The organism is Microbulbifer sp. CnH-101-G, assembly GCF_052466775.1.
Window position 1 is genome coordinate 1765372 of the sequence record NZ_CP174292.1, and the last position, 22827, is coordinate 1788198.

Annotated in this window: 17 protein-coding genes and 3 tRNA genes; 13 read left to right on the forward strand and 7 right to left on the reverse strand. The window is 47.0% G+C overall.

What is annotated here, in order from left to right; all coding sequences use genetic code 11:
• Window positions 1–347 precede the first annotated feature (347 nt).
• Window positions 348–1985 carry an electron transfer flavoprotein-ubiquinone oxidoreductase gene (locus ACJJID_RS07825; protein ID WP_444922218.1) on the forward strand — a complete coding sequence of 546 codons (1638 nt, stop codon included), beginning with the start codon at window positions 348–350 and terminating at the stop codon, window positions 1983–1985.
• 130 nt (window positions 1986–2115) lie between these two features.
• Here ACJJID_RS07825 and ACJJID_RS07830 read toward each other — a convergent pair whose 3' ends face one another.
• The 4 genes from ACJJID_RS07830 to ACJJID_RS07845 all read right to left on the reverse strand — a co-directional run bounded on the left by ACJJID_RS07830 (window position 2116) and on the right by ACJJID_RS07845 (window position 8322).
• On the reverse strand, window positions 2116–4845 hold the full coding sequence (locus ACJJID_RS07830) for a TonB-dependent receptor domain-containing protein (RefSeq protein ID WP_444922219.1): 2730 nt from the start codon (window positions 4843–4845) through the stop codon (window positions 2116–2118).
• A 121-nt stretch (window positions 4846–4966) separates the two neighbouring features.
• Window positions 4967–6616: a serine/threonine protein kinase gene (locus tag ACJJID_RS07835; protein ID WP_444922220.1), complete on the reverse strand. Its 1650-nt coding sequence runs from the start codon at window positions 6614–6616 to the stop codon at window positions 4967–4969.
• 472 nt (window positions 6617–7088) lie between these two features.
• Window positions 7089–7652 (reverse strand): DUF1285 domain-containing protein, encoded by a 564-nt coding sequence (locus ACJJID_RS07840; protein WP_444922221.1) that lies wholly within the window; start codon window positions 7650–7652, stop codon window positions 7089–7091.
• The gene (locus ACJJID_RS07845; RefSeq protein WP_226646348.1) at window positions 7645–8322 is read right to left on the reverse strand and encodes a TetR/AcrR family transcriptional regulator; all 678 of its coding nucleotides are present in this window, start codon (window positions 8320–8322) and stop codon (window positions 7645–7647) included. Before ACJJID_RS07845 ends, ACJJID_RS07840 begins: the two co-directional genes overlap by 8 nt.
• 385 nt (window positions 8323–8707) lie before the next feature.
• Between ACJJID_RS07845 and ACJJID_RS07850 the strand changes: the two genes are divergently transcribed.
• The 11 genes from ACJJID_RS07850 (at window position 8708) to ACJJID_RS07900 (ending at window position 18504) form a co-directional block, all read left to right on the forward strand.
• The gene (locus ACJJID_RS07850) at window positions 8708–9556 is read left to right on the forward strand and encodes an acyl-CoA thioesterase (protein ID WP_444922222.1); all 849 of its coding nucleotides are present in this window, start codon (window positions 8708–8710) and stop codon (window positions 9554–9556) included.
• A 72-nt stretch (window positions 9557–9628) separates the two neighbouring features.
• Window positions 9629–9705, forward strand: a tRNA-Pro gene (locus ACJJID_RS07855).
• Window positions 9706–10845: 1140 nt separating this feature from the next.
• Complete coding sequence (locus ACJJID_RS07860) at window positions 10846–11679, forward strand: hypothetical protein (RefSeq protein WP_444922223.1); 834 nt, start codon at window positions 10846–10848, stop codon at window positions 11677–11679.
• Window positions 11680–11812: 133 nt separating this feature from the next.
• On the forward strand, window positions 11813–12046 hold the full coding sequence (locus tag ACJJID_RS07865) for a hypothetical protein (RefSeq protein ID WP_444922224.1): 234 nt from the start codon (window positions 11813–11815) through the stop codon (window positions 12044–12046).
• Window positions 12047–12393: 347 nt separating this feature from the next.
• Window positions 12394–14040: a S8 family serine peptidase gene (locus tag ACJJID_RS07870; protein ID WP_444922225.1), complete on the forward strand. Its 1647-nt coding sequence runs from the start codon at window positions 12394–12396 to the stop codon at window positions 14038–14040.
• Between the two features lie 386 nt (window positions 14041–14426).
• The gene (locus ACJJID_RS07875; protein WP_444922226.1) at window positions 14427–15713 is read left to right on the forward strand and encodes a hypothetical protein; all 1287 of its coding nucleotides are present in this window, start codon (window positions 14427–14429) and stop codon (window positions 15711–15713) included.
• A gap of 424 nt (window positions 15714–16137) precedes the next feature.
• Window positions 16138–16211: transfer RNA gene (locus ACJJID_RS07880), tRNA-Cys, on the forward strand.
• Between the two features lie 94 nt (window positions 16212–16305).
• Window positions 16306–16392: transfer RNA gene (locus ACJJID_RS07885), tRNA-Leu, on the forward strand.
• Window positions 16393–16642: 250 nt separating this feature from the next.
• On the forward strand, window positions 16643–17536 hold the full coding sequence (locus ACJJID_RS07890) for a hypothetical protein (RefSeq protein ID WP_444922227.1): 894 nt from the start codon (window positions 16643–16645) through the stop codon (window positions 17534–17536).
• A gap of 195 nt (window positions 17537–17731) precedes the next feature.
• Complete coding sequence (locus tag ACJJID_RS07895; RefSeq protein WP_444922228.1) at window positions 17732–18019, forward strand: hypothetical protein; 288 nt, start codon at window positions 17732–17734, stop codon at window positions 18017–18019.
• A gap of 146 nt (window positions 18020–18165) precedes the next feature.
• Window positions 18166–18504 (forward strand): hypothetical protein, encoded by a 339-nt coding sequence (locus ACJJID_RS07900; protein WP_444922229.1) that lies wholly within the window; start codon window positions 18166–18168, stop codon window positions 18502–18504.
• A gap of 273 nt (window positions 18505–18777) precedes the next feature.
• On the opposite strand, the gene ACJJID_RS07905 is transcribed toward ACJJID_RS07900, so the two are convergent.
• Complete coding sequence (locus ACJJID_RS07905) at window positions 18778–19941, reverse strand: dipeptidase (RefSeq protein WP_444922230.1); 1164 nt, start codon at window positions 19939–19941, stop codon at window positions 18778–18780.
• A gap of 187 nt (window positions 19942–20128) precedes the next feature.
• Between ACJJID_RS07905 and ACJJID_RS07910 the strand changes: the two genes are divergently transcribed.
• Window positions 20129–20608 (forward strand): LEA type 2 family protein, encoded by a 480-nt coding sequence (locus ACJJID_RS07910; protein ID WP_444922231.1) that lies wholly within the window; start codon window positions 20129–20131, stop codon window positions 20606–20608.
• Window positions 20609–20723: 115 nt separating this feature from the next.
• Here ACJJID_RS07910 and ACJJID_RS07915 read toward each other — a convergent pair whose 3' ends face one another.
• Entirely contained in the window at window positions 20724–21680 is a 957-nt protein-coding gene (locus ACJJID_RS07915) for a lipid A-modifier LpxR family protein (RefSeq protein ID WP_444922232.1), read from the reverse strand.
• 496 nt (window positions 21681–22176) lie between these two features.
• Window positions 22177–22743 carry a CDP-diacylglycerol--glycerol-3-phosphate 3-phosphatidyltransferase gene (gene pgsA, locus ACJJID_RS07920; RefSeq protein ID WP_444922233.1) on the reverse strand — a complete coding sequence of 189 codons (567 nt, stop codon included), beginning with the start codon at window positions 22741–22743 and terminating at the stop codon, window positions 22177–22179.
• Window positions 22744–22827: the final 84 nt, after the last annotated feature.

Sequence of the window (22827 nt, forward strand, 5' to 3'; positions counted from 1 at the left end):
CCCGTCTCAAATATGCTTTTTAACAGCCGCGACTGACGATTCTCATCGCGAACGGATACGGTGTTCTGGTCAAACAAGTGTTTGAACGGCGTGTATGGTGGCGGTTCTATACGGCAAAATCAATAGTCAAATAGAAGTCACTGCTGCCATTCATGCAATCTATTTCGGGAAATAGAGACCATCTATTCAGTCTCCCTAAGCCGTTGAAATACAGCACATTTGCCATAGCAATTGAATAGTCATGCAATTGGTAGGGTTGAATAAACGCCTATATAATCCGCCATCTATATAAATGATAAGGCCGGAATGGCCGCAAAAAGTTGAATACAACTGCTGAGGAGAGTGCCGTGGAACGCGAATCAATGGAATACGATGTAGTGATCGTGGGTGCCGGTCCGGCCGGATTGGCAGCGGCCTGCCGTATTCGCCAGCTCAATGAAGACGTCTCAGTATGCGTTGTAGAGAAAGGCTCCGAGGTCGGTGCCCATATTCTCTCTGGCGCAGTTTTTGAGCCAACCGCCCTGAATGAACTCTTCCCAGACTGGAAAGAGCGCGGCGCCCCGCTGAACACCGAGGTCAAGGGCGACGATATCTACGTTCTGCGTAGCGATGAGAACTCCATCAAAGTCCCCAACATGTTTGTGCCGAGCACCATGCATAACGAGGGCAACTATATTATCAGCCTCGGCAACCTCTGCCGCTGGCTGTCCGAGCAGGCAGAAAACCTGGGGGTGGAGATCTTCCCCGGCTTCGCCGCTGCAGAAGTTCTCTACAACGAAGACGGCTCTGTAAAAGGTATTGCCACCGGTGATATGGGCATTGGCCTGAACGGTGAGCAGAAAGACTCCTATATGCCGGGCATGGAGCTGCACGCCAAGTACACTCTTTTTGCCGAGGGCTGTCGCGGCCACCTGGGCAAGCAACTGATCGAGCGCTTCAAGCTGGATACAGATACCGACCCGCAACATTACGGCATTGGCATTAAAGAAATCTGGAAAGTTCCTGCGGACAAGCACCAGCAAGGCCTGGTAGTTCACACTGCAGGCTGGCCTTTGGAGCAGAGCGGCACCCACGGGGGCGGCTTCCTTTATCACCTGGAAGACAACCAGGTTGTGGTTGGCCTGATCACCGATCTTGCCTACAGCAACCCACATGTAAGCCCCTTTGACGAATTTCAGCGCTACAAGCACCATCCAGTAATCAAGCAATACCTGGAAGGTGGCCAGCGTGTCGCTTACGGTGCCCGCGCGATTGTCAAAGGCGGACTGCAATCTCAACCGAAGATGACTTTCCCTGGCGGCCTACTGATCGGTGACAACGCCGGCACCCTCAACTTCGCCAAGATCAAAGGTAATCACACCGCGATGAAGTCCGGTATGATCGCCGCCGAGTCTGTTGTGGAAGCCCTTGCCGCAGAGCGCACGAGCGAAGAGCTGACCGACTACACCGCCAAGTATCGCGATAGCTGGGCCTGGAAAGAACTGCATATGCAGCGCAACTTCGGCCCGGCACAACACAAGTGGGGCAACATCCTCGGCTCTGCTTACGCATTTGTCGATATCAATATCTTTAAAGGCAAGCTGCCTTGGACCCTGCGCGACACCAAAGCGGATCACGCACAATTGAAGCCTGCTGCGGACTGCGCAAAAATTGATTACCCCAAGCCCGATGGTGTACTCAGCTTTGACAAGCTCTCCTCTGTGTTTATCTCCAACACCAACCACGAGGAAGATCAGCCTTGTCACCTGACCCTAAAGGATCCGGAGATTCCGCTGAACCACAATCTGCCAATCTATGATGAACCTGCTCAGCGGTACTGCCCCGCAGGCGTCTATGAAGTGGTTGAAGATGCTAATGGCAAGCGCTTCCAGATTAACGCGCAGAACTGCGTACACTGTAAGACCTGTGATATCAAAGACCCAACCCAGAATATTGTCTGGATTACTCCGGAAGGTGGCGGCGGCCCCAACTACCCAAATATGTAAGCAGTTTGCTTTCTGGCGCCTTCGGGCGCCATTTTTGTATCCGTATTATTGGCCAGCTCTTGAAAGAACGCGGAACAGGATGAACTCCTGCTTTCAGATACTGGAAGCAGGAGTTATCTAGGGGCGGGAATCAAAATTTATATTGAGCGCTCAAAGTGAAGGTCTGGCCCGGTTTTTCTTCAAACACGGTGACGCTGTCACGTTCAATCTCAATGGACTCATTTAATAAATTTTGCATTTTCGCTTTTATTGTCACCTCGTCTGATGGGTACCAGGAATAAGTCAAATCCAACGAGTGGAATGGCTGTTCATAAGAATCTGGATCTGGATTACGTCCAGCGAGGTGTAGACGTTCACCAAATACGTTATAACCCAGTGTTGCCGAATGGTTGCCATCTGGGCTATCAAAGCCCAATAACATATTCACAACATATTCGGATGCCCCAGTCATTTCCCGAACCGGACTTGTAGGTGCATCTGCCTCCTCTCCAGCAACCAACTCGGTCTCCTGCAGAGTGACATTACCCTGCACAAAGAAGCTATCCATAAAGCCACCGAGAAAACCAAGCTGCTTCATGCCTTCGATTTCAATACCGGTAATTTCTCCAGACTCGGCATTAATAATTTCCCTGGCAACATTCGTATCACTGGAAGCCGCCTCAAAGAACTCGATTGGATCAATCACATCCTTATAAAAAGCGGAGACCGTTAAGCTATCTCCACTATCAAAGAACCACTCGGCACGCAGATCATAATTATGAATTTCGGAGGGTCTAACGTTGGGATTACCCTTCACCTGCTCATCGGTAATAGGATCAATATAAAACGCATCAGTGATCTCACGTAGATCGGGTCGAACGGCTGTTTTCGATACCCCAAAACGGAGTTGGAAGGTCTCCGCCCAAAATGCCCCCATATAAGTCAGAGAGAAAGAGGGATATATATCATCCTCAGCATAAACCGCTTCCAACAGGTCATCTGGGTCTGTTGTTACCTGAGGGTCACTGATGGAGTAGCCATAAGGGTTCCATTCAAGTGCCACCTGACTGTAATCTTCCCAGCGGGCTCCAGCGGAAACCCGCCAGGTTTCAAAAAATGTCCAATCAAACTTACCAAATACTGCATCTGTAGCCGTAGCTGCTAAATAGCTTTGCTTGTTACTTCCCGCCAAGTCGAAAACGTAGTCATTTCCATTGCTGGTGATATTTTCATCACTAAATACCTCGCCCAACGGGCCAGCTATTACATCTTCAGTAGCCACACTGAAGATATCTAGACGCAGCTCAGTTTGCTTGTAGGCGCGCCCCTTCTCCATCCTCGCGAAGCCGCCCATCAACTCCAAACTTGAAGATGAAAACTCTAGAGGCAAGACGACTGACCAGCCGTAATTTTTGACTTCGTCTTCAAGCTCAGTAAATCGGAATCCTGCACTTCGTGAACCCCTGCTAACTTTAGAACTAAGCACTTCGCCCGTCGTAGGATCAGTAACTGTATCGGAAATGACGTCAACCTGATTGGGTATATCTGTGGTCGCTGTTGCATCCGAATAAAACCAATCAACAACTACCTCTTCCGGAACCCAATTGAGGAGGTCAAAGGGCATAAGAGTTTTGGTCTCAGGCCCCAGAGAGTGACTGCCCTTGACCTGATTCAGGGCCAGCTCTCTCTCTTCATACTTCAGCAAATACTCACGATAACCAGAACCGTCCGACACCTGTCGATTCTCATTAAAGTAATCAGTAATAGAGGTTTCATCATCAGTATTGCGCAGGAATATACTCGTAGTTTCTATCACATGCTCATCAGCAAAGCGTATACCTAAATTTAAATTCCCACTGATATCCACTGAAAAAGTTGACTTGTTACGATTATTCAATTGCTCTTTGGGGGCACCAAAATTGCGTAAGGTTCTCGCAGACTCCCTCCACTTACTTTTATAAGAAGCTCCAGCCAGAAATCCCAACTCCCAATGATCATTGAGGGAAAAACGATTGCCTACACCCGCTTTCACATCCCTATCCAGATCACTGGAATTCTCTTCGATAGAAATATCACGATTGAGATTTAAGGCCAGTTCACGATTTAGCGCTTGAGCTGCATCATCGGCCTCCTGCTCACTGGCATGCTGATTTCCCTCCTCGACCAGAACTTTTCTGATATCGGAGATGCCCAAGCCTCCCCTAAAGCGTTTTAGTGCTGCAGATATTTCTCCTGGGAGTGCCCTGGTACCATCATCAGTTCCGAAGATGTCATCATCCCCCCCCTGATAACTCAGAACCTCACCGCTGGTTTCCGTATTGCTTCCTGTGCCTAACTCTACAGAATAAGTCAGATCATCGGGGATTCCCTTTGTGCGAATATCCACATTGCCACCGCCAAAGCTAGCAGCCTGATCAGCAGAGTAACTCTTTTGAACAGCCAGGGAATCCACGATAGAAGTAGGGAATAAATCGAGGGGGATCACATTTCGGGTCAGGTCCGGTGAGGGTACTGTCGCACCATTTAGCGTGGTACTTGAGTAACGCTCCCCCAATCCACGTACATAGACGAACTTATCACTCACGAGCGACAGTCCCGACACCCTGCGCAACGCAGCCGCCACTGTAGAATCCCCTACCCGACCGATCATCTCGGCACCAAGGATATCGGTGACCACTTCTTCTTCCAGGCGCTCACTGACCAGGGCCTCTGCGGAGTCCCGCAAACGCCCCTGAACTACCACTTCTTCAATCCCTTGTGCTGTACCAGTGCTTTCTTCCACCAAATCCGCATCCTGGGCAAATACGCCAGGAGCCATAGCAGAGGCCGCGGTAATAGCGATTACCAACGGCAGTCTCTGGAAATTTTCATATTTAGCCATTACACGGGCCTCTTATCATTCCTGTTTTTAGGTGTTAAAACCAAACAGGGCGCCGACCCCATCAGCGAAGGCGGCGCCCTGCAGGTTCAGGAGAAATACTCCTAACAATCCCTAAAGCTAATTATTCAAACCAGAGAGGCTGTGCACGGCTGCCCTGGTGAAGGCCGTAAGTCCAACCTTGGGTCCAGTCAGTGCCATTTATGTCGAGGGCACCCAAGTAGGCGCGTTCAAACGCAGTTACAGTAGGCACGGCATCATTGATACGCTGTTGATCGGCAGCCACCGTATAGATTGCAGGGGTACCGTCTAGCAAAATAAAATTGGTATCAATAGCGATGGTTGGGCTCACCGCACCAGAAATCGGAGCAAACTGGTTACCGTTATCTTCAGCCCAGGCCGCTAAATCGAATGAAGCTTCATCGGTTTTAGTGCGATCTTCACAAGCGAAAATGTTAGAAGTTAGGGCCAGCTCTGTTCCAGAGGTCGCTTCGTTACGGGTTTGGGCACTTTCCATACGCAAACAGTAGTTGCCACCATCATCTGCCGTTTCGTCAGCTTTAAATGAGGCAACGATTATGGAGTTGGTAATCATTGGGTAAATACCCTCACGCAAGCGCCACCCAGCACCCGGATCATGCGTACCTTCTTTTTGAGCAGAAACGATGCAAGTCAGCCCATCAATCATAGGGCGGCTGTTAAGCCCTTGATTAATCAGTGCGGTGTAATCAATCGTGTCTTCATAAGAACCGATTCCATCCGCCTCAATACAGTGGTTGCCATCATTTTCACTCTGAATCACCAGGGCATTGGTGATACTTCCGCGGTAACCTTCGTCAATATCGATTGAGTCATCTCGCACATAAAGAGCAACATAATTATTGATATCTACCGCACCGCCAAAGAACTCAATCCCATCATCAAAAGTGGAATAAGCCTGCAAATTGTTTACCACAGTCCCATTTCCAACCGCATCAAATGAAATACCATTGAGTTCATCACCACTAGCGACCAAAGCTCCAGTATGTTTTACGACGACATAGGAAAGCTCACCAGAGTTATCCGCATTGTTGTCACCACCGTAGTATGAAGTGTTATCGTCAGTAGACCCCTCGGCAGCAACATGACACTCGCCATCCAGGACCAAATCTCCGCCGCCAATAGAGCCTTTATATTTACATTTATTGGTAACTCCAAAACCATTGATAACCATTCCACCCCACTGCGATACTGCATCAGCAGCCACAGTGCCACGAACATCAGTTTCAGAAGTGAAGGTAATTGGTGCGGATTCAGTACCACGGGCAAAAACTTGCGAGCCACGATTCACGACCATAAAAGCCGAGTTATCCTTGAACGCAACGGTTGTCCCAGCCTGTATCTCCAGCTTCACGCCATCTCCACCCTTGGCGATACCGGCGGCCTGCAAGTCGGCATCACTAGAGAAATTTTCACCAACGAAAAGACTACCATCAAAAATATGAGCTCCACCTTCTGAAAGCGCCGGGAGGTATAAATCTTCAGTTAAAGGATTGGATGCAGAAACAAAATCGGTTCCATATCGGCAGTTACCACTCTCATAGGTACCTTGCACACCAGAGCTTTCGACAATTGCACAAGGATTTTCTGAAGAGCCGCTTCCAGAATTATCAACAGAGTTATCTATTGAATTATCTACGGTCTTAGGCTCAACGCTGACACCACCACCATCACAACCCGCCAATAAAGCCGCAATTACGGCAGCCAGGACAACTCGATTTTGTATACGCTTCATACTCCCCCCCTAAAGGAATTAATATCCAAAATATGAGCAGCCTATGAACATTGATCACAGATTTTACTTACAGGTAAAAACTTGAAATCAAATAATTGACTGCTTGAATACTATGTTTGTTTTTACGCCTAAGCGAATAGGACGGAGGGGAGTGTAGAAATGACGTGTTGCGCATTTGTTAAATTTTTATATATTTTTGGTAATTTTTGCAATAAAAATTCTAACTTTACATTTAATTGTATTTTTTATTACCCTTAAATTTACTTATGTTTTCAGAAAAATGAAGAAAATATAAAAGCCATTCTATCTTGCCAATTTGCACAAAACTGACTGCAAAGACGTCAAAAGAAATATGGAAAGTTATGAATCTAGGGAGAATTTACGCTAAAGGCGACTTCAAGAGAGGCTTATCTAAGTAGTTAGATAAACCTGGGGAATAGAAAACAACCCCAGGTTTAGAAAAGGGTGTTTATTAATATGAACCCAAAAGAAATTCGCCACCTGCACTGCGTATAAACAGCTGCCCAGAGCCATTTTCGCCCAGCCTTCTCTCTTCTGCCCAATCAACTAGCTGGTAGAAGACATCGCGGGAAACCCTGGCCATTAGGCCATTTCGGGCTTCTATATAGGGGACTGGCTGCGGAGGCGTGCCGAATTCTTGCAGCTGCCAATTGCTATCTTGATTCAGCTCGATAACATCACCCACGCTCGTAGTGAATAATAGCCGCTGCTCCTCACCCTCTGAGCCGCTGCGCGCAACCTGAGTGGCTACAAAAGGGGCATCCTCAACCTGTATTCGCAGCTTTTCGACAGGGGTGACCAAAAAGTACTCGTCCCCTTCCCTTTTCAAGATGCTGGCAAATAACTTCACCAGTGGCTGCCGGCGAATTTCGGTACCCTCATGGATCCAACGGCCATCGCTTTTGATCACCATATCCATGTCACCACAGAAGTCCGGGTCCCACCGGTCAACCGGAGGGTGCCCGTGGAACTCCTCTTGCAACTTTTTTAGTTGCTGAAAAAGTGGCTCAGCCAAAGGAGGACCCCGCAGTATCGCCAGAGTGGCCACTCTCCATGGGTTTGCGCTGCGAGGTATCACCAATGTGTACCCCCACATCCATAATGAACTCCATCAACCCCTCACGATCTTCGATCACATCGGCGAAGGATTTGGAGTGGTAGAGTTCAACGGCGCCCTGGACTAGAGCCCAGTAGGTTGAATAGTAATAATACGCAGGCACCTTCTTCAGCATGCCCTGCTCTATCCGGCGCTCAAACACGCGGTTTAAAGCCGAAGTGTTGGAGTTTCGGATAGCATGTAATTCCGAGATCATCTCTGGAGCCAGGTTAAGAGAGATAATCTTCTCTTCCAAGCGCTGAAATAGGCGATCCTTGCCGGGATCGGCCATACGGGATTCAAAGTAGGCGCGAGCGGGTGCGGTAATATCACCTTTCTCCGCATTCTCAACCGCAACCTTAAGGCGTTCTGCCAGGGACTTTTCATAGTCCATCAGCAAGCGCATATAGATTTCAGTTTTAGATATAAAGTGCTTATAGATAGTGCCTTTGCCGATATCTACACGCTCAGCAATCTGCTCGACCGTGACCTTTTCTTCACCATGCTCCAGCAGAAGCTCCAGAGCCGCATCCAGGATGCGCTGCTCTCGCGCGCGAAACCTCTGAACCTTCTCTTTTGCCTTATCCATACTTCCGACCTTCTCTGCCCGTAATGTTGGGGACTGAAATTGACTATTCATTCATGAATGATAGGCAATTCGAGTCGCTTGGAAAAGAGAATCGGGAAATTAGCCTAGAAAATACGCCCAAATAGGGATCGCGCCGCCTAATTTTTACCCTATTGCGACAGTTCGGGCCCCTGCCTGTGGCCGATTAGGTTGTGATAGACCTCTCACCACTAACACAAAGTATTCGAGAATGGTGAACCATCAGCCACTTGGAAACTGGTGCTGAAATTAGTGACCGATAATGGTCTTTACGTCATCTGCTGTTATTATCACCCTTCTGGGCAGACCTGCGATACCAGCCCAGTCAAACCCGACTATCACTAATAGGTAACAGGTAGAGTCGTCCATGTTGGAAAAGCTGAGCAAACTTCTCGACGTCGAAGAGTTGGATCGCCACCTCTTTCGCAGCCGCCACCACGTCGAAAATTATCGAAAAGTACTGTTTGGAGGCCAAGTACTTGGCCAAGCCTTAATGGCCGCTGCCCGTACTGTTGAAGATCGCCTGCCTCATTCCTTGCACGCCTACTTTCTGCGCCCTGGCTCCAGTGAGCTTCCGGTTATTTACGAGGTGGACCCAATCCGCGACGGAGGCAGCTTCACCACCCGCCGCGTAGTTGCCAAGCAACGCGGACGCGCGATCTTTAATATGTCTGCCTCTTTTCAAATCCAGGAGCCCGGCTTTGACCACCAGACCGATATGCCCACTGAGGGTATTCCCGACCCGGAAGGCCTGAAGAATACTCAGCAACTGGCCCTGGAAGCTGGCCTTGTCAGCCCGCAATATGACCAGCGCCGCTATATGATCGATTTTCGCCCGATAGACCCGCAAAGCTACTTTGGCGCCGAAACCCGTGAGGCCAAGTGTATGTTTTGGCTTCGTGCAGAAGGTGAGATGTCCGATGACCCCGTTGAACATAGGGCAGCGCTTTGTTATGCCTCAGACATGGGACTTTTGGGCACCTCCCTACAGCCCCACGACATCTCTCTATTCGACCCACATCTGATGCCGGCTAGTGTTGACCACGCCATGTGGTTCCACCGCAATTTCCGTCTCGATCAATGGCTTTTGTATGTCACCGACAGTCCCTCTGCCTGTGGCGCGCGCGGATTTACCCGCGGGCAGATCTATACCCGCGATGGCGTACTGGTAGCCTCCACCGCACAAGAGGGCCTGATTCGGCAAATTAAAAGTTAAATCAATGGTTTACAGTGCAAAATTGGCTGCTATAATGCCGCCCACTTCGCTAGTGAAGCGAAACCAATAAGTCGGTGAGTAGCGCAGCCTGGTAGCGCACTTCGTTCGGGACGAAGGGGTCGGAGGTTCGAATCCTCTCTCACCGACCAGATTTAAAAACCCGCTTTTAGCGGGTTTTTTCATGCCTGGAATTTACTCAAAGTATCCCCTGCGCGATTTATCACCACTCCAGAGCAACACCCTAGCCCACTAACTTTTCGGTAAAGTCAGAATGCCGGAGCGCACTGATCCTCTGGCCTCCCCCCTTCACTGATTAACATTCCGAGTTGTTCTGGAAATAAAATATATATTATGATAACGACCTTTTAAGTGTATACTTTTAATATAGTTTGTATCGGTAATTCTGATGTTGCTGCCAGCACAATTGGACGGGTCCCAGTACACATGGAGTGAGCAAAGCAACTTGTTAAGTTCATCAAAATCTGCGATTGAGAGTGAGTCTATCCCACCTGAGGCATCGCACTAGAATCATTGACGTCACTACAAGGCCTGCCACTGCTGACCTAGCCATCTATTTAACTAAACCCCTATTCCTTTTAATCAAAGCTAGCGACCTTAAGTAAATCAGAATCTAAGATTGAACCTCGAGGCTAATGACGAGGCACCATTCAGAGCAGTTCAAATCAGACCGCCGTAAACCAAAAACACCTAAACCCCATAATGTAAAATTTTTGCTCTCCATAATGAAGACATCTCAAGTCATGGAGGTGCACCACTACTGCTTTGATGAAAATCCAGCTGATTATTTAAACATTGCCAATATAGATGGTGCTCAAAGGGAGCATTATTAGTGATTTTTACGCCCTGCTGTCAGATTTCAAAATTAAGAAAATTTAGCACTTAAAAACATTCCACCTCATCAACCAACAGCAAAAAACAAGAAATTACTTGCAACCTACCGGTAGCGCCATCACTTAGAAAACAAGAGGATATTATCAGGCAAAATTCGTTACATTTTCGATAAATAATAAAGAATTTTTACGCCCCATTTTTCCCAAGAAAATTTCTCAAACTTTTCCTGCACAACACCAAAGCTTCTCTATACTCTGCTCAGCCGGATGGATAACTGACACCTAAAGCATTACCCCAATAATTGGCACCTGATTTATTTCCGGCCGGCTGAACTGTAAATGAGATTTTTTAAATCTCAATATTCTCACCCCAGAAACAATGAAATACCCGGACGATAGATTTTTATATCGATAAAGGCCTACTTAAGGAGTACGTTCATGTACCAACCATATACTTACGGACAAGGAAATTTTGGACAACCGCTCAGCTACGCAACTTCACCGATTAATACAGTTGCCGGATTTTCCAACCAATCACCTTACCAAGCTGCACCACAGATGAACCCACAAGGGTTCCTGGGTGATATTGTTAGTCGTGCAGCACCAATAATTGGTGGAATCGTTGGAGGACCTCAAGGCCAACTGATTAATTCTCTTGGCGGACTGGGCCAGCTACTTCCTTTTCAGGCGCTGCCACAAATTCATCCGCAATTCGCACAGCAGATGGCGCCACAAAATTATCTCGGGGAGATAATTAATCGCGCAATGCAACAATTTGGGGGATATATGGGTGGTCCTCAGGGCCAATTCAACAACATAGAGAATAACCTCAGCCAGCTTCTACCCTACCAAGCTGCACCCCAGTTCTCTCCCCAAGGCCTCCTTGGTGAGCTGATAAGTCGTGCGGCACCTGCTATTGGTAGCTACATTGGCGGCCAACAAGGCCAATTTCTGAATAATGTGGCACGCTTAGGTCAGTTACTGCCATTTCAATCATTACCGCAGTTAGCTCAACAGTTAGCGACACAACCCTACTTAAACAGCCTACAAGGTCAGTTTTCGCCTTTACACCAAACTCAAGAACAATTTGGCGGCTTCCCAAACCAGATGATGAATCCTGCTGGAGGATTCGGTCAACCAACCCCTTTTCAGATGATTCCGCAGCAACATTACCAGGGGTTTCAAAACTTTGGCGGCATTGGCCAGCCCTACCCATTCCAGGCCATGCAACAACCTAATTCAGCATTCCAACAACAATCATATTTACACTGATCGTATAGGACTATAAGTGGCGGGTAATCCGCCACTTTTTTAATGAGGTTAATATTTCTTTTCAGAGATTTAACCAACTTTTTGTACAGCTGACTTCTATATCATTTTGAAACAGAGAGTTTAGAGAAAAATAATGAAGAAATTTGAGCAGTATGTGGCTATCCCAAACCGCAAGACATTAGCTACAACGATTGAGTTGGAAGAATTGGCTAGGGAGGCAGAAAATTGCCCAGATGTGAAAGAGGTCATTTTACGCAAAAGTAATGTCACTCTTCGGGCTACCCCAGATGCCATTGAAAACCTGAAGAAGAAGTTAGGCGGTAAAGTGATTATTGACCCAGACAGCCCCATCCAGCCAATCAATTAATAATGAATACCTTATCGATTCATTACTTTCAGACTCTAAGTACACGCTGACAAACAGTACCGCACTGAAAGCGAAGGAACATAAACATGACTGAATCCCGACAAGAAAAGGCCGCAGGAGAAACTTCGGTCGAGGTTGCAGAAAAGGTAGAGCTACTTATTTCACCCCGTAGAAGTCAAATTGCGAAGTCCATGGGTATACAACCATTAAGCGCGGGGTCGATGCACAATGTAATCTCGTACATTGCAAAGCAACCAGGTTGTGAAGTACTTCGTGAAATCAGACCAGGAAGAAAATTAAAAACACTTTCGACCGCTGATGAAGCAACAAACATCTATAAAGTACGCATGGATGTTGACGCTGCCGCAACACTCTACCAAACAGCTCCACCTAATGTTGCAGTGGAGTTGGATTCACTACTTTCCTATGGGCAGGCAAACTTTTCTCCCAGTTTCACCGCAATTTTTGCCCAGCAACCCGGCCTCCTACGGGAGTATCACGCTAAGGCACAACAAGTTCGACTTCGGGTTGTCGGCTCAAAAGGCGAACCCATTCGGGATGCGCAGGTTATTGTAGAAAGCGCAGGATTTCCACAAGAAGGAGTGACCAATAATAAGGGTGAAGTGGCACTGAATATTTTTGCCCAAAGTGGCGGGGCCCAGATTAAGTCCCTACTCATCCGTCCCGCAAAAGACTTTTGGAATAAATACATTCGCTGCCCGTCGCTGTCATTGACAGGAGTGAACCTGGTTAAGTTGCACTCGCTCAGCGAGGCAATTCCCAGCTTCCCCAATAATACGCCCTATGGTTGGGGGCAAAAATTCATGGGCTTGGATCAACTACCTGATGAATATACGGGCAAGGGAATAAAAATCGCCATTATTGACTCAGGTGCGGACAACCAACATCCGATCCTTTCACACCTAAAAAATGGCATTGACGTTACCAACAATTATGATATTAAAAGTTGGGCAGAAGATATCGTAGGACATGGCACGCACTGCGCAGGCATTATTGCTGGCCAGCCATCCGGGACAGATGCTATTCGCGGCTTTGCGCCAGAAGCGGAAATTTATGTATTCAAGGTCTTCCCCGGAGGCCAATTTAGCAGCCTGATTGATGCCCTCGCCCACTGCATCGAAATTGGCGTTGATGTTGTCAATATGAGCCTAGGGAGCTCAGATTCTTCAGATGCGGTTGAGCAGCAAATTGAAGATGCCGTTCAACATGGAATCGCTTGTATTGTTGCCGCTGGCAATTCCGGTGGCCCTGTGCAGTATCCGGCAAGGTCCCCTAACGTGATGGCCGTGGGGGCAATAGGAATGCTTAATGAGTTTCCAAGAGATTCCTGGGATGCACAAACGGTTATCGCATCAACGGTAACCGCCGATGGTGTTTTCTTGCCCACATTTGGTTGTAATGGACCGGAAATATCTGTTGCGGCCCCTGGGGTCGGCATTGTATCGGCAGTTCCCGATAAAGGTTTTGATGTGCAGTCTGGTACATCCATGGCAGCACCTCATATCACTGGTCTTGCTGCCCTGCTACTTGCCCATCACCCACTATTCAAGGCTTCTTTAAGGCAGCGCGATGCCGCACGTATTACCGGGCTTTTCCAACTGATCCGATCTCTGACATCGCCTATGAATCTGGGAGCAGAAAGAATTGGGGCAGGCGTTCCCAAGCTCTTTGGGGTCGATACGGTATTTGAATCAGCCAAAGAAATGACCGCAGGTGAAAATGTGGGAGTATCCGCTGCTCAGACTACAGGCCCTCAGGCATCTCCCTACACTGGATTTACCGTTACCCCCATGCAGGGTTTTTCAGGTGCTGCAACCAATTGGTCTGGCCAATTTGTTCCCAACGCCTATTACGGGGCGGATGTCCGAGCAATGCCTCCCCAGCAACCTGTGATGGGTACCTTCCCGGATGGCTTTGCCTTTGGCCCCTATGGTGCGCCTTTTGTGGACCCGCGATCGATTCGCTTTTGGTAGCCTAGATAAGCAGGGGTCACTAATTTATGTGACCCCTCTTTACAATATCGATTAATTTTCGACCTAAAACCCACCTCTTCTCTCAGATTGCAGGTTCGCGATGGCGAACCTGCTCGCCTATCTACAGCAAGGTTTCATACACCTAACCTCCAGTCCTTATTAACCGATGGGTGTTCAAAATAGATAAAAGAAAGATGATAACGGTTTTATAAGTGCATTTATTTGATGACTTATCAGTCATAAAGACCTATTTCATTCCTCATCCCACCTATGCCAGTGATCCTGCATTATGAGCCGATGTGACCCATTTGCTTGATGGCGACATGCCGGCACCTGTAGGCTTAAACATTGTCCAAATTGACACTTGTTGGATACTCTGCCAGATAATGATGCTTAAAAGACTCTTCTCCTTTTCTCTGCTCGCTCTACTTCTCACTCCTGCTGCCAGGGCTTATGAGCTTCTGTACACAGCAACAATTGATCCTGAAACCAAGCTAGCCCGAGTCGAGTTAGCCTTAAAAGGGGAAGACATACCTAGCAAGCTTGTCCTTAACCTATCATCAGGGCGCTATAAAGACCTTAAAAGTACACAAGATCTACAGGAGAAAGGTGATAAAGCGATCTGGCGAACTGAGGGCAACGAGTCAAAACTCAGTTACAGCTTTGTCATCGACAATCAAAGGAAAAATGGTGGCTATGACTCTCGCATCACCAAAGACTGGGCGATTCTCCGTAGTGACAAATTAATTGCACCAATTTCTGCAACTAGTAGCGGGCGTTCATCAGATACCCGCCTGAAATTGGTGATGCCCGAAGGCTGGTCTTCAGCTCTCCCCTACCCTGAAATCGAAGATGGTCTCTATCAGATATCAGACCCTAAACGACGCTTCGTAAGACCCAAGGGGTGGATGATTGTTGGCAAGATTGGCAGCCGTCAAGATTATATATCCGGTACCGATACCAGAATCTCCGGCCCGAAGGGACAAAACATTCGTCGCCAGGATGTGCTCGCCTTTCTCAATTGGAACCTACCGGAGCTAAAGAAAATTTTCCCGCTCTTCCCGGATCATTTATTGATCGTCACTGCCGATGATCCTATGTGGCGTGGCGGCCTCTCAGGTACACGCTCATTATTTATGCATGCCGATCGACCATTGATCAGCGGAAACCGTACCAGCAGCATGATCCATGAACTCATACATGTGGGTACAGGTATTCATGGTGACGACCAGAGCGATTGGATTGTTGAAGGTATCGCTGAATTTTACTCTCTCGAAATCTTGAGGAGGACTGGGGGTATTAGCGATGACCGCTACCAGGAAGCTATGGACAAACTTACACGCTGGGGTAAAAAGGCCCCCTCTCTATTAGTGAAGCGCTCTTCAGGACCTGTTACAGCCCGTGCAGCGGGGGTGATGCTTGAACTAGACAAAGAAATACGTGAGGCGAGCAACGGAAAAGCCAGTATTGATGAAGTTGCGAGGGCGTTGGCGAGCACCCGCGGAGAAGTTACCCTGGAGAGATTCAGAAAGCTATCGGAGCAGGCCGCGGGTAGACCGGTGAAAACTCTCGCCTTAGAGAACCTAACCTCTAAAAGTAACAAGATCCTCAAAGACCAGGCAAAAAAAAGCCCTGACGACGGGGGGGGAGAGCGTCAGGGCCAAGACCATTAGGAGTGAAACTTGGAGGATTTCATCCTTGCTACACTGCGGGCAAGTACCATCCTGGTGTGCCCTACCAGCATTACAAAACACGTTTGGGGGGGAGACGTGTTAGCCAGATAAAGACAGTATCGAACACCCTCAAGGGATTTCCAGCACCCTCCAAAATAAATTAAGAACAAATGGAAATAGGTTCATCTGCAGCAGTACTAAAAGTTATTACGTCTATTGCCAGAAGGTCATCCGTGCACTTTCCAGACTTTTTTCCTCAACTTTTACAATTTGTTGAAATCAACGCTTGACTAATCTTCGATAGTCCATAGAATAGCGCCCTCTTACGCAGCCAAGTGCACGTAAGTATAAGAAAACGCTAGGATTTTTCAGATTTATCAGATAGAATTCGCAGCGTTCTCATCCACACAAGATGTGGAACAAAGGCTAGGTGGCAGAGTGGTCATGCAGCGGACTGCAACTCCGTGTACGCCGGTTCGATTCCGACCCTAGCCTCCATTTTTCCTTTTCATTGCAGACTCCTGTGAACTGCATTGAGAGTGAGGACTCCGGGAAGAGCAAAAGCGCTAAAATCCCCCCTCGCAAAGGACCTGCCCGGGTGGTGGAATTGGTAGACACAGGAGACTTAAAATCTCCCGGCCTCACGGCCGTGCCGGTTCAAGTCCGGCCCCGGGCACCACACACTCCTTTAAAATCAACAAGTTAGATACCTTTTGGTGCAAATTTGGTGCATCCATTTTTAAGGTTGATTCTTAAGCAATTGCCTTCCTCTCATGTATCTCTTCATAGTCTCTTACTGATCTTCTTCTCTTGATCACTTAGTTTAAAGCTCACTCGCCTCTATATTCGCAGGCGTAAAATGATATGGCCACTAGACATCAATACTGCCAAATTTAATAATTCGCCGATGTCAAAAAATGGAAAGACATATGGCTGAAATAGGCTTCAAGGTAGCATGGGCAAGACTTGTAAACTGGTGGTCGCCAAAGGGGCCCATTGAGAAGCGCACTCTTTGGCAGATAGGCTGGTTTAAGGCGGCTTTCTACATTCCTCTGTTCCTTGCGATAATCTCCGCTGTCTGGATATCCGCTCGGCTAGACCTTCCCTGGGATCCAACTTATGTTGGCTTAAATCGGCTCTTCGACATCTATAAATTTCCTATCGCTGTTTTTTCTCTTGCACTGCCATTTACAGCATTCATAGCGACAAATCATAGATCAGCTCAGTCTGCCGAGAGCCTAAAAAGAGTGGAACTCCAAAACTCTTTCTCAAACTATTTTACCCACAGAAAAGAATTCTTCGATTTGCTTTCAGAACTTGAAACAAAACTCAAGATTACATTTTCTGATACGGGCGCACTCTACCAGAATTGCTTTCCAAGAAATAAAAAAATCGAATTCAATATTGACCCTACCGGCCTTAAAGAAGATACCGCCCAACCTTACCTGCTCTATTTAGATGAAAAATTCGAAAATGCCGAAATGAAAATTGCCTATCCTGAGGTACCTTTTACTCAAGAAAAAATAATAGAAATTTATGACACCTACTCAGAATTATCAAACCAGCTATTTTTTCAAGTGAAAGATGGGGTAGATATAAATGGTGCAAAGATAGGATTTTCTAACGAAAACCCTTTAATCCATAGGGAGTTAATTAGTTACGTATTGATTCAACTTGGGAGGTTTTCTGATATTGACTGTTTTAATGCCCGTCAAATCCATCACTGTGAAGATTTTGATGCTGCTGCCAGAATATACTTCAAACCAGAAAATAATTGTCACACCTCAGAAAGCATACTCATAGATACCATTATTAGGAATTGATCATTTAACACTTGAATCTAGTAAAACTCGCCAACCCCAATCAAGGCCCTTGCCTGGACCCTTATCCCAAAGCACTAAACAAAGCATTGCGGCCGACGTCTTATTTTGTGTATTTTTTACACGATCGCTGCACTCCCATTATTGCGCTAAAACTGCACAAAATAAGTTACGTCAGATTGCGGCGTTGGATTTGCCATGGCCAAATTTATTGAAACCTATAATCACCAGAATCGGATAGGCGTAATGATAGAGTTCGCCTGCTCAGATGCTTGGGCTTTCGAAACCGATGAATTTCGTGAATTTTCTCGCGATATCGCTTTACATATTGCAGCAAATGGTGAACTTCAAGAGCCTCTGGTTACACAGCTATTCTTGAAAGAGCCATCTGAAACGGTGGGACACCAGTTTAAAGAGATCTCAAATAAGCTAGGTGTAAAAATCACCATAGCCAAGTATGAGTATTATGATGCCTCAAAAATCTAACAGGTACATGTTGTCACCGCAAAAAGAGCAGCTAGAACCGACACTTCGGCCCCATATATAGAATTTAATACTATGGATTTAAACTGGAACCCATTTCTTGAGTAGAGCCAACGCTGTATTCCAGCTATAGCTTAACAAAGCGCCAAATGAGTCAGATAACTAAGCATAAGAAAATAGGGGTAATACTTGGCTCAATAGCGTTGGCATTAGTTATATTGGCCTTCATTCTCGGATCCGCACCATTTACCCCAGCATTAGCTCTGCTCTTTATCGCTGCTCCACTGGCCTTAATCGCAATTCTGCTAAGAGCATGGCGCTTGGCGATAGTTACCTTGTATTTTTCATTGGCAGCATGGAATGTAGTACCACTAGCTAGAGTATTAGCTTTTAGGATTGATCATCTTCTCGTTATTATGGGTTTATTTGGATTCTTGTTGTCAGCCATATTGTTTTTTAGTTATGTGCGAGCGAACAGTACTGCTTAACAAGTGACTGTGGTTTTTCACCTTCGCTACTAAGAGCATTAGAATGAGCGAGGCCTTAACTTCTATAGACAAAAACTCAAGTCGCCACCATAGTCAGGTCCCTTTTAGTGGTATAGGCTGGGGAAGTAAAAACCTGCCGTATCTTCGATTTTTTCTAAATGCTTTCGGCACCTAGAAACAGAGTCTCCTGTACAAAGTTCTTATTAATTCGGTCCATCGCCGGTATAACCTCCCCTACTGTGAAAAGGCCCAAGACTGTAAACAGAAACTCACTCAAGGAAGATAGTTCAGGAAAAAATCCCGCATATTCTCCCCCATTACTTTGCGAATCTCCTTCTCTGTAAATCCTTGTCTCAACATTTCAGCGGTTAATACATTCAGATCCCCAACATCAAATGAGACTTCAACGCTGCCATCATAATCCGACCCAAGGGCAACATGATCAACTCCCAGCAGATCTATAGCATAACGAAGTGCTTTGGCAATATTGCCTGGGCTGTTATCACATACCGCTCCCTTCCAAAAGCCGATGCCTATCAAGCCGCCCCGCTCAGCGACTTCTTGCATCAAGTCATCGCTGATATTGCGCGGTGAGTTACAACTGCCTTTCAACCCTGTATGGGAAACGATTAAGGGGCGTTCACTCAGTGTCAACACATCCTTCACTACAGACTCAGAGGAATGAGCAACATCAATAATAATGGAGCGGCGATCCATCTCCTGAACGGCAGCGCGACCAAACGCCGTCAAACCTGCTCCATTTTGTCCATGCAATGACCCACCCAACTCATTATCAAAAAAGTGTTGCAGCCCCATCACCCGAAAACCGGCATCATATAAGCGTTCAATGTTAGACAAATCACCTTCCAGTGGATGGGCTCCTTCAATACCAAGAATTGCCGCAAGAGTATTAGCTCCCTGCTCCCTCCCCTTAAGAACCTGACGCAGATCTTCAGCGGTATAAACAACATGGAACTGTTCAGGCGCGGATCTTTGTAAAGCACTTACCCGCTCGGAGTGATAAAGGGCTCTCTCAAGCAAACTATCCCAGGTTCTAGGCGGCCATCCCTGCGCAACCGCTAGCAGGGTAATATTATCCCGAGCATCTGCAGAATTTTCGCTATAGTTCTGGCCTTGGGGAGACTTGGTGACTGAAGTAAAAACCTGTATCCCAAGATTACCCCGTTGGGCCCTAGGCAGGTCCAGATGACCATAATCAGCCTCCTTTGATAGGTCACGAGCCCAGAGGAAACTATCCGCATGCAAATCACCAATAACAAGTGAACTATGCAATGCCTTGGCTTGCTCTGAAACCTCAAGGGAACCACCTGAGGCCACCTTGTTTAATTCTTGCTCAATCCCTGGAATCAAAAGCCATTTCCAACTTGCGAACAATACCAGTGCCAGTGTTGTCAAACTTAAAAACCACTTCTTCATTATGATTTCCAGATATCAGTAGTGTTGCCCAATGTTGTGGTTATAACCGATAAAGTCGTGGTATGTCAGGAGTTATGTAGAGCAATAAATGATCAACTGGCAATATACGCCCAAAATGATCAAAATATATTCACCCAGCCAACTTAACCGGTGAATAAACAAGTGGATAGAGGATTAGGGAATCACAGTGGAAAAAAACTACCGACTCACACTATTGCTATTGATTGCAATGCTCTTTAGCGTTAGCGGCTGTGCGACACTCTCACCAAATTTTCAAAAACCCGAGGTGGAAGTTATTGCGGTACAACCCCTGCCTGCAAGGGCTGGCAACAACCTAAGGTTCCGAATTCACCTTAGGGTTTTCAATCCCAATAATAGTGAGCTGGCTCTTTCGGGTCTTTTCTATACCCTGCGGCTCGGCGGGCATAAAGTCTTAACCGGCACGTCAAACAATCTTATGCCTATTGCTCCCTATGGTCAGGACGACATTGCGGTGGATGCAACAGCCAGCTTAGTAGGCTCTATCTTTGCAGCAGTTGACTTCATTAACTTGAACCAAGACTCTATCCCTTATGAGCTGGAAGCAAAGATCGGCTTAAGTAGGTCACTACTCCCCTCAATCAAAGTAAATAGAAGTGGGGTGATTAGCCTGAACCAGTATCAGTGAACCTTCTGCAAAATTTACCAGCAACCTTATGATGCTATCGGCACTAGGTTGGTTACTATTTCTTTAAGTAATAATATGAAGGTGGGTATCTACTACCCACCTATTTACATAAGCCTCAAATTTGCTTGGTGAGAATCAAAGACATTACAAAGTTGCCCATAGGGGCTCCATTATGGCTCAGGAAACCTTCATCGGGGAGCCTCTGGGAGGCGTAGAGCTTTGTGTTATACCTAATATCAAAACCAAACTCATAAGTCCCACGGCCAAAGAAAACACCAAGGTTTGTTAGTGTCACCTCTCTCTCTGGAGTAACACCATAACTGAAGATTTTTGTCCCACTTTTTACCTTTGAGTTACCTTCCATCAATACATTTCTTTGGACAGTTTTATGTTCCAGTCCAGCCTTTAAATACCAATAGCGCTCTCTTTCCGAAAGTGATTGTACTGAACTGAAAGCCGGCAAAAAGCTACCGAAGAACAGGTGAACCCCAGCACCATAATCCCTTACGATGTTACCTGTTTTCCACCGAAGGTATGGGACTAGCCGGTAGCTTGTTCCACCAAGACTTCCCTGTAGTAGTCGGTAATCCATCTTCAGCTCTGGCATCAGGCCCCACTCATTGAAAACCTGTGAATCCCAGCCATCAGGTGGTGACGATGAGACCATCCAATGCATTAACTTCTGAGTTTCACGAGCACCTGCCCTAGGGCCAACGGTTCCAGCATCGAGAGTAAAATCGATCAACCATTGATCAGATAACAGGTATTTGTAGTTGACACCAAGATAGGTCCACCCCGCATAAGGGTGTTCATTATGGATAGGTTCTGATCTGCCAAGGTGATCTGGAGTATAAATCTCCTGACCAAACCGAAATGTGTAAGGTTTAGCAACAGGACTCCAATGAATAAAGATGCCACCGGTATAGTCCCGATCCGTCTGGAAAGGAGCATCATTTTCCAACTCAATCTGCAACTTACCTCTTGGAGGTTCATCCGCGTAGAGTGCAAAGTGATAACAGAAGATTGATAGCCCAATAGTCAAAATGGAGAGTGTTTTTAATATGCACTTCACCCTTAACCTACCCCTTCCTATATTTAAATGAATTTCGCCAGGTCAACACATGCGATTAGTACGCCACCGCACATAACATTCGGGTTCGGCTCTCCTTTAGAACCACACCAAAGGAAGCGGCGTGATCTCAATAACGAATGGCTTCACTCTTAAGTAGCCGCTATGTCAGCACCGAGCGGCTTTTCACACTCGCGATTGGAATACCACTCAACCCAATCACCACCTACGAAGTAAAATTCGACACAGTGGAGCACTGGGGCAATTAAGCTCATCATGGAGAACCGTTAGCCCAGTTCATCACTGTAGAAGACAGATAAAGGGGAAAGGATGCTTCTAGCGGCAGGTAAGAAATCTATGTGACAAACTCTTCACATCAGAGAATTTGCCATCCTATCAATGGTGAAAGAGGAAAATTGGAGAGGGGACAGTGAAGGGGGAAGTAAAGAGAGCAACGCTCCGTGCAAATAGCACGGAGCGTCGGGAGGTCGTATTTTAATTATGACGACTTGTGATTATCCGCCATTAAAACTGGCCAGGCCGCCCGCAGATACATCACCATAGTCCACAAAGTAAGCGCAGCGGCTATATACAGCAACAAGTAGCCCAGGCTTTCCATCACAGGGAAATCACGTACATCGAAAGCCAGCAATACGATAATGGCTGCCATTTGTGCCGTTGTTTTGACCTTGCCAATATAAGACACGGCAACACTACTGCGCTGTCCCAGCTCTGCCATCCACTCGCGCAGCCCCGATACCGCGATTTCACGGCAAATAATGATGGCTGCAGCCACGGTAAACCAAGCACTCTTATGAAGCCCCACAAGTAACACCAGCGCAGTGGCCACCATCAACTTGTCGGCAACAGGATCGAGAAAAGCACCAAAGGCCGTACTCTGATTGAGTTTTCTTGCCAGGTAGCCATCCAGCCAATCAGTGACTGCGGCAGCGGCAAAGATAATCGCAGAAGCGATGTAGCTCCATTTGTAAGGTAAATAAAAAACCAAAACCAAGACAGGTATCAGTGCGACGCGAAGCAGTGTGAGTTGATTGGCGAGTGTCATGCTTTTCTCTATTCTTGCGGAAGGCGTACGTTATCAAGCCATGAGGAAAATTGAAACGCTCATTGGGAAACCCGGAGAAAAATC

Bases quoted from the DNA above. Each gene is read 5' to 3' on its own strand.
- pgsA (WP_444922233.1), bottom strand. From the start codon at position 22,743: ATGACACTCGCCAATCAACTCACACTGCTTCGCGTCGCACTGATACCT.
- ACJJID_RS07870 (WP_444922225.1), top strand. From the start codon at position 12,394: ATGGATGTTGACGCTGCCGCAACACTCTACCAAACAGCTCCACCTAAT.
- ACJJID_RS07900 (WP_444922229.1), top strand. From the start codon at position 18,166: ATGAGTCAGATAACTAAGCATAAGAAAATAGGGGTAATACTTGGCTCA.
- ACJJID_RS07890 (WP_444922227.1), top strand. From the start codon at position 16,643: ATGGCTGAAATAGGCTTCAAGGTAGCATGGGCAAGACTTGTAAACTGG.
- ACJJID_RS07830 (WP_444922219.1), bottom strand. From the start codon at position 4,845: ATGGCTAAATATGAAAATTTCCAGAGACTGCCGTTGGTAATCGCTATT.
- ACJJID_RS07865 (WP_444922224.1), top strand. From the start codon at position 11,813: ATGAAGAAATTTGAGCAGTATGTGGCTATCCCAAACCGCAAGACATTA.
- ACJJID_RS07860 (WP_444922223.1), top strand. From the start codon at position 10,846: ATGTACCAACCATATACTTACGGACAAGGAAATTTTGGACAACCGCTC.
- ACJJID_RS07835 (WP_444922220.1), bottom strand. From the start codon at position 6,616: ATGAAGCGTATACAAAATCGAGTTGTCCTGGCTGCCGTAATTGCGGCT.
- ACJJID_RS07850 (WP_444922222.1), top strand. From the start codon at position 8,708: ATGTTGGAAAAGCTGAGCAAACTTCTCGACGTCGAAGAGTTGGATCGC.
- ACJJID_RS07845 (WP_226646348.1), bottom strand. From the start codon at position 8,322: ATGGATAAGGCAAAAGAGAAGGTTCAGAGGTTTCGCGCGCGAGAGCAG.
- ACJJID_RS07875 (WP_444922226.1), top strand. From the start codon at position 14,427: ATGATGCTTAAAAGACTCTTCTCCTTTTCTCTGCTCGCTCTACTTCTC.
- ACJJID_RS07895 (WP_444922228.1), top strand. From the start codon at position 17,732: ATGGCCAAATTTATTGAAACCTATAATCACCAGAATCGGATAGGCGTA.
- ACJJID_RS07905 (WP_444922230.1), bottom strand. From the start codon at position 19,941: ATGAAGAAGTGGTTTTTAAGTTTGACAACACTGGCACTGGTATTGTTC.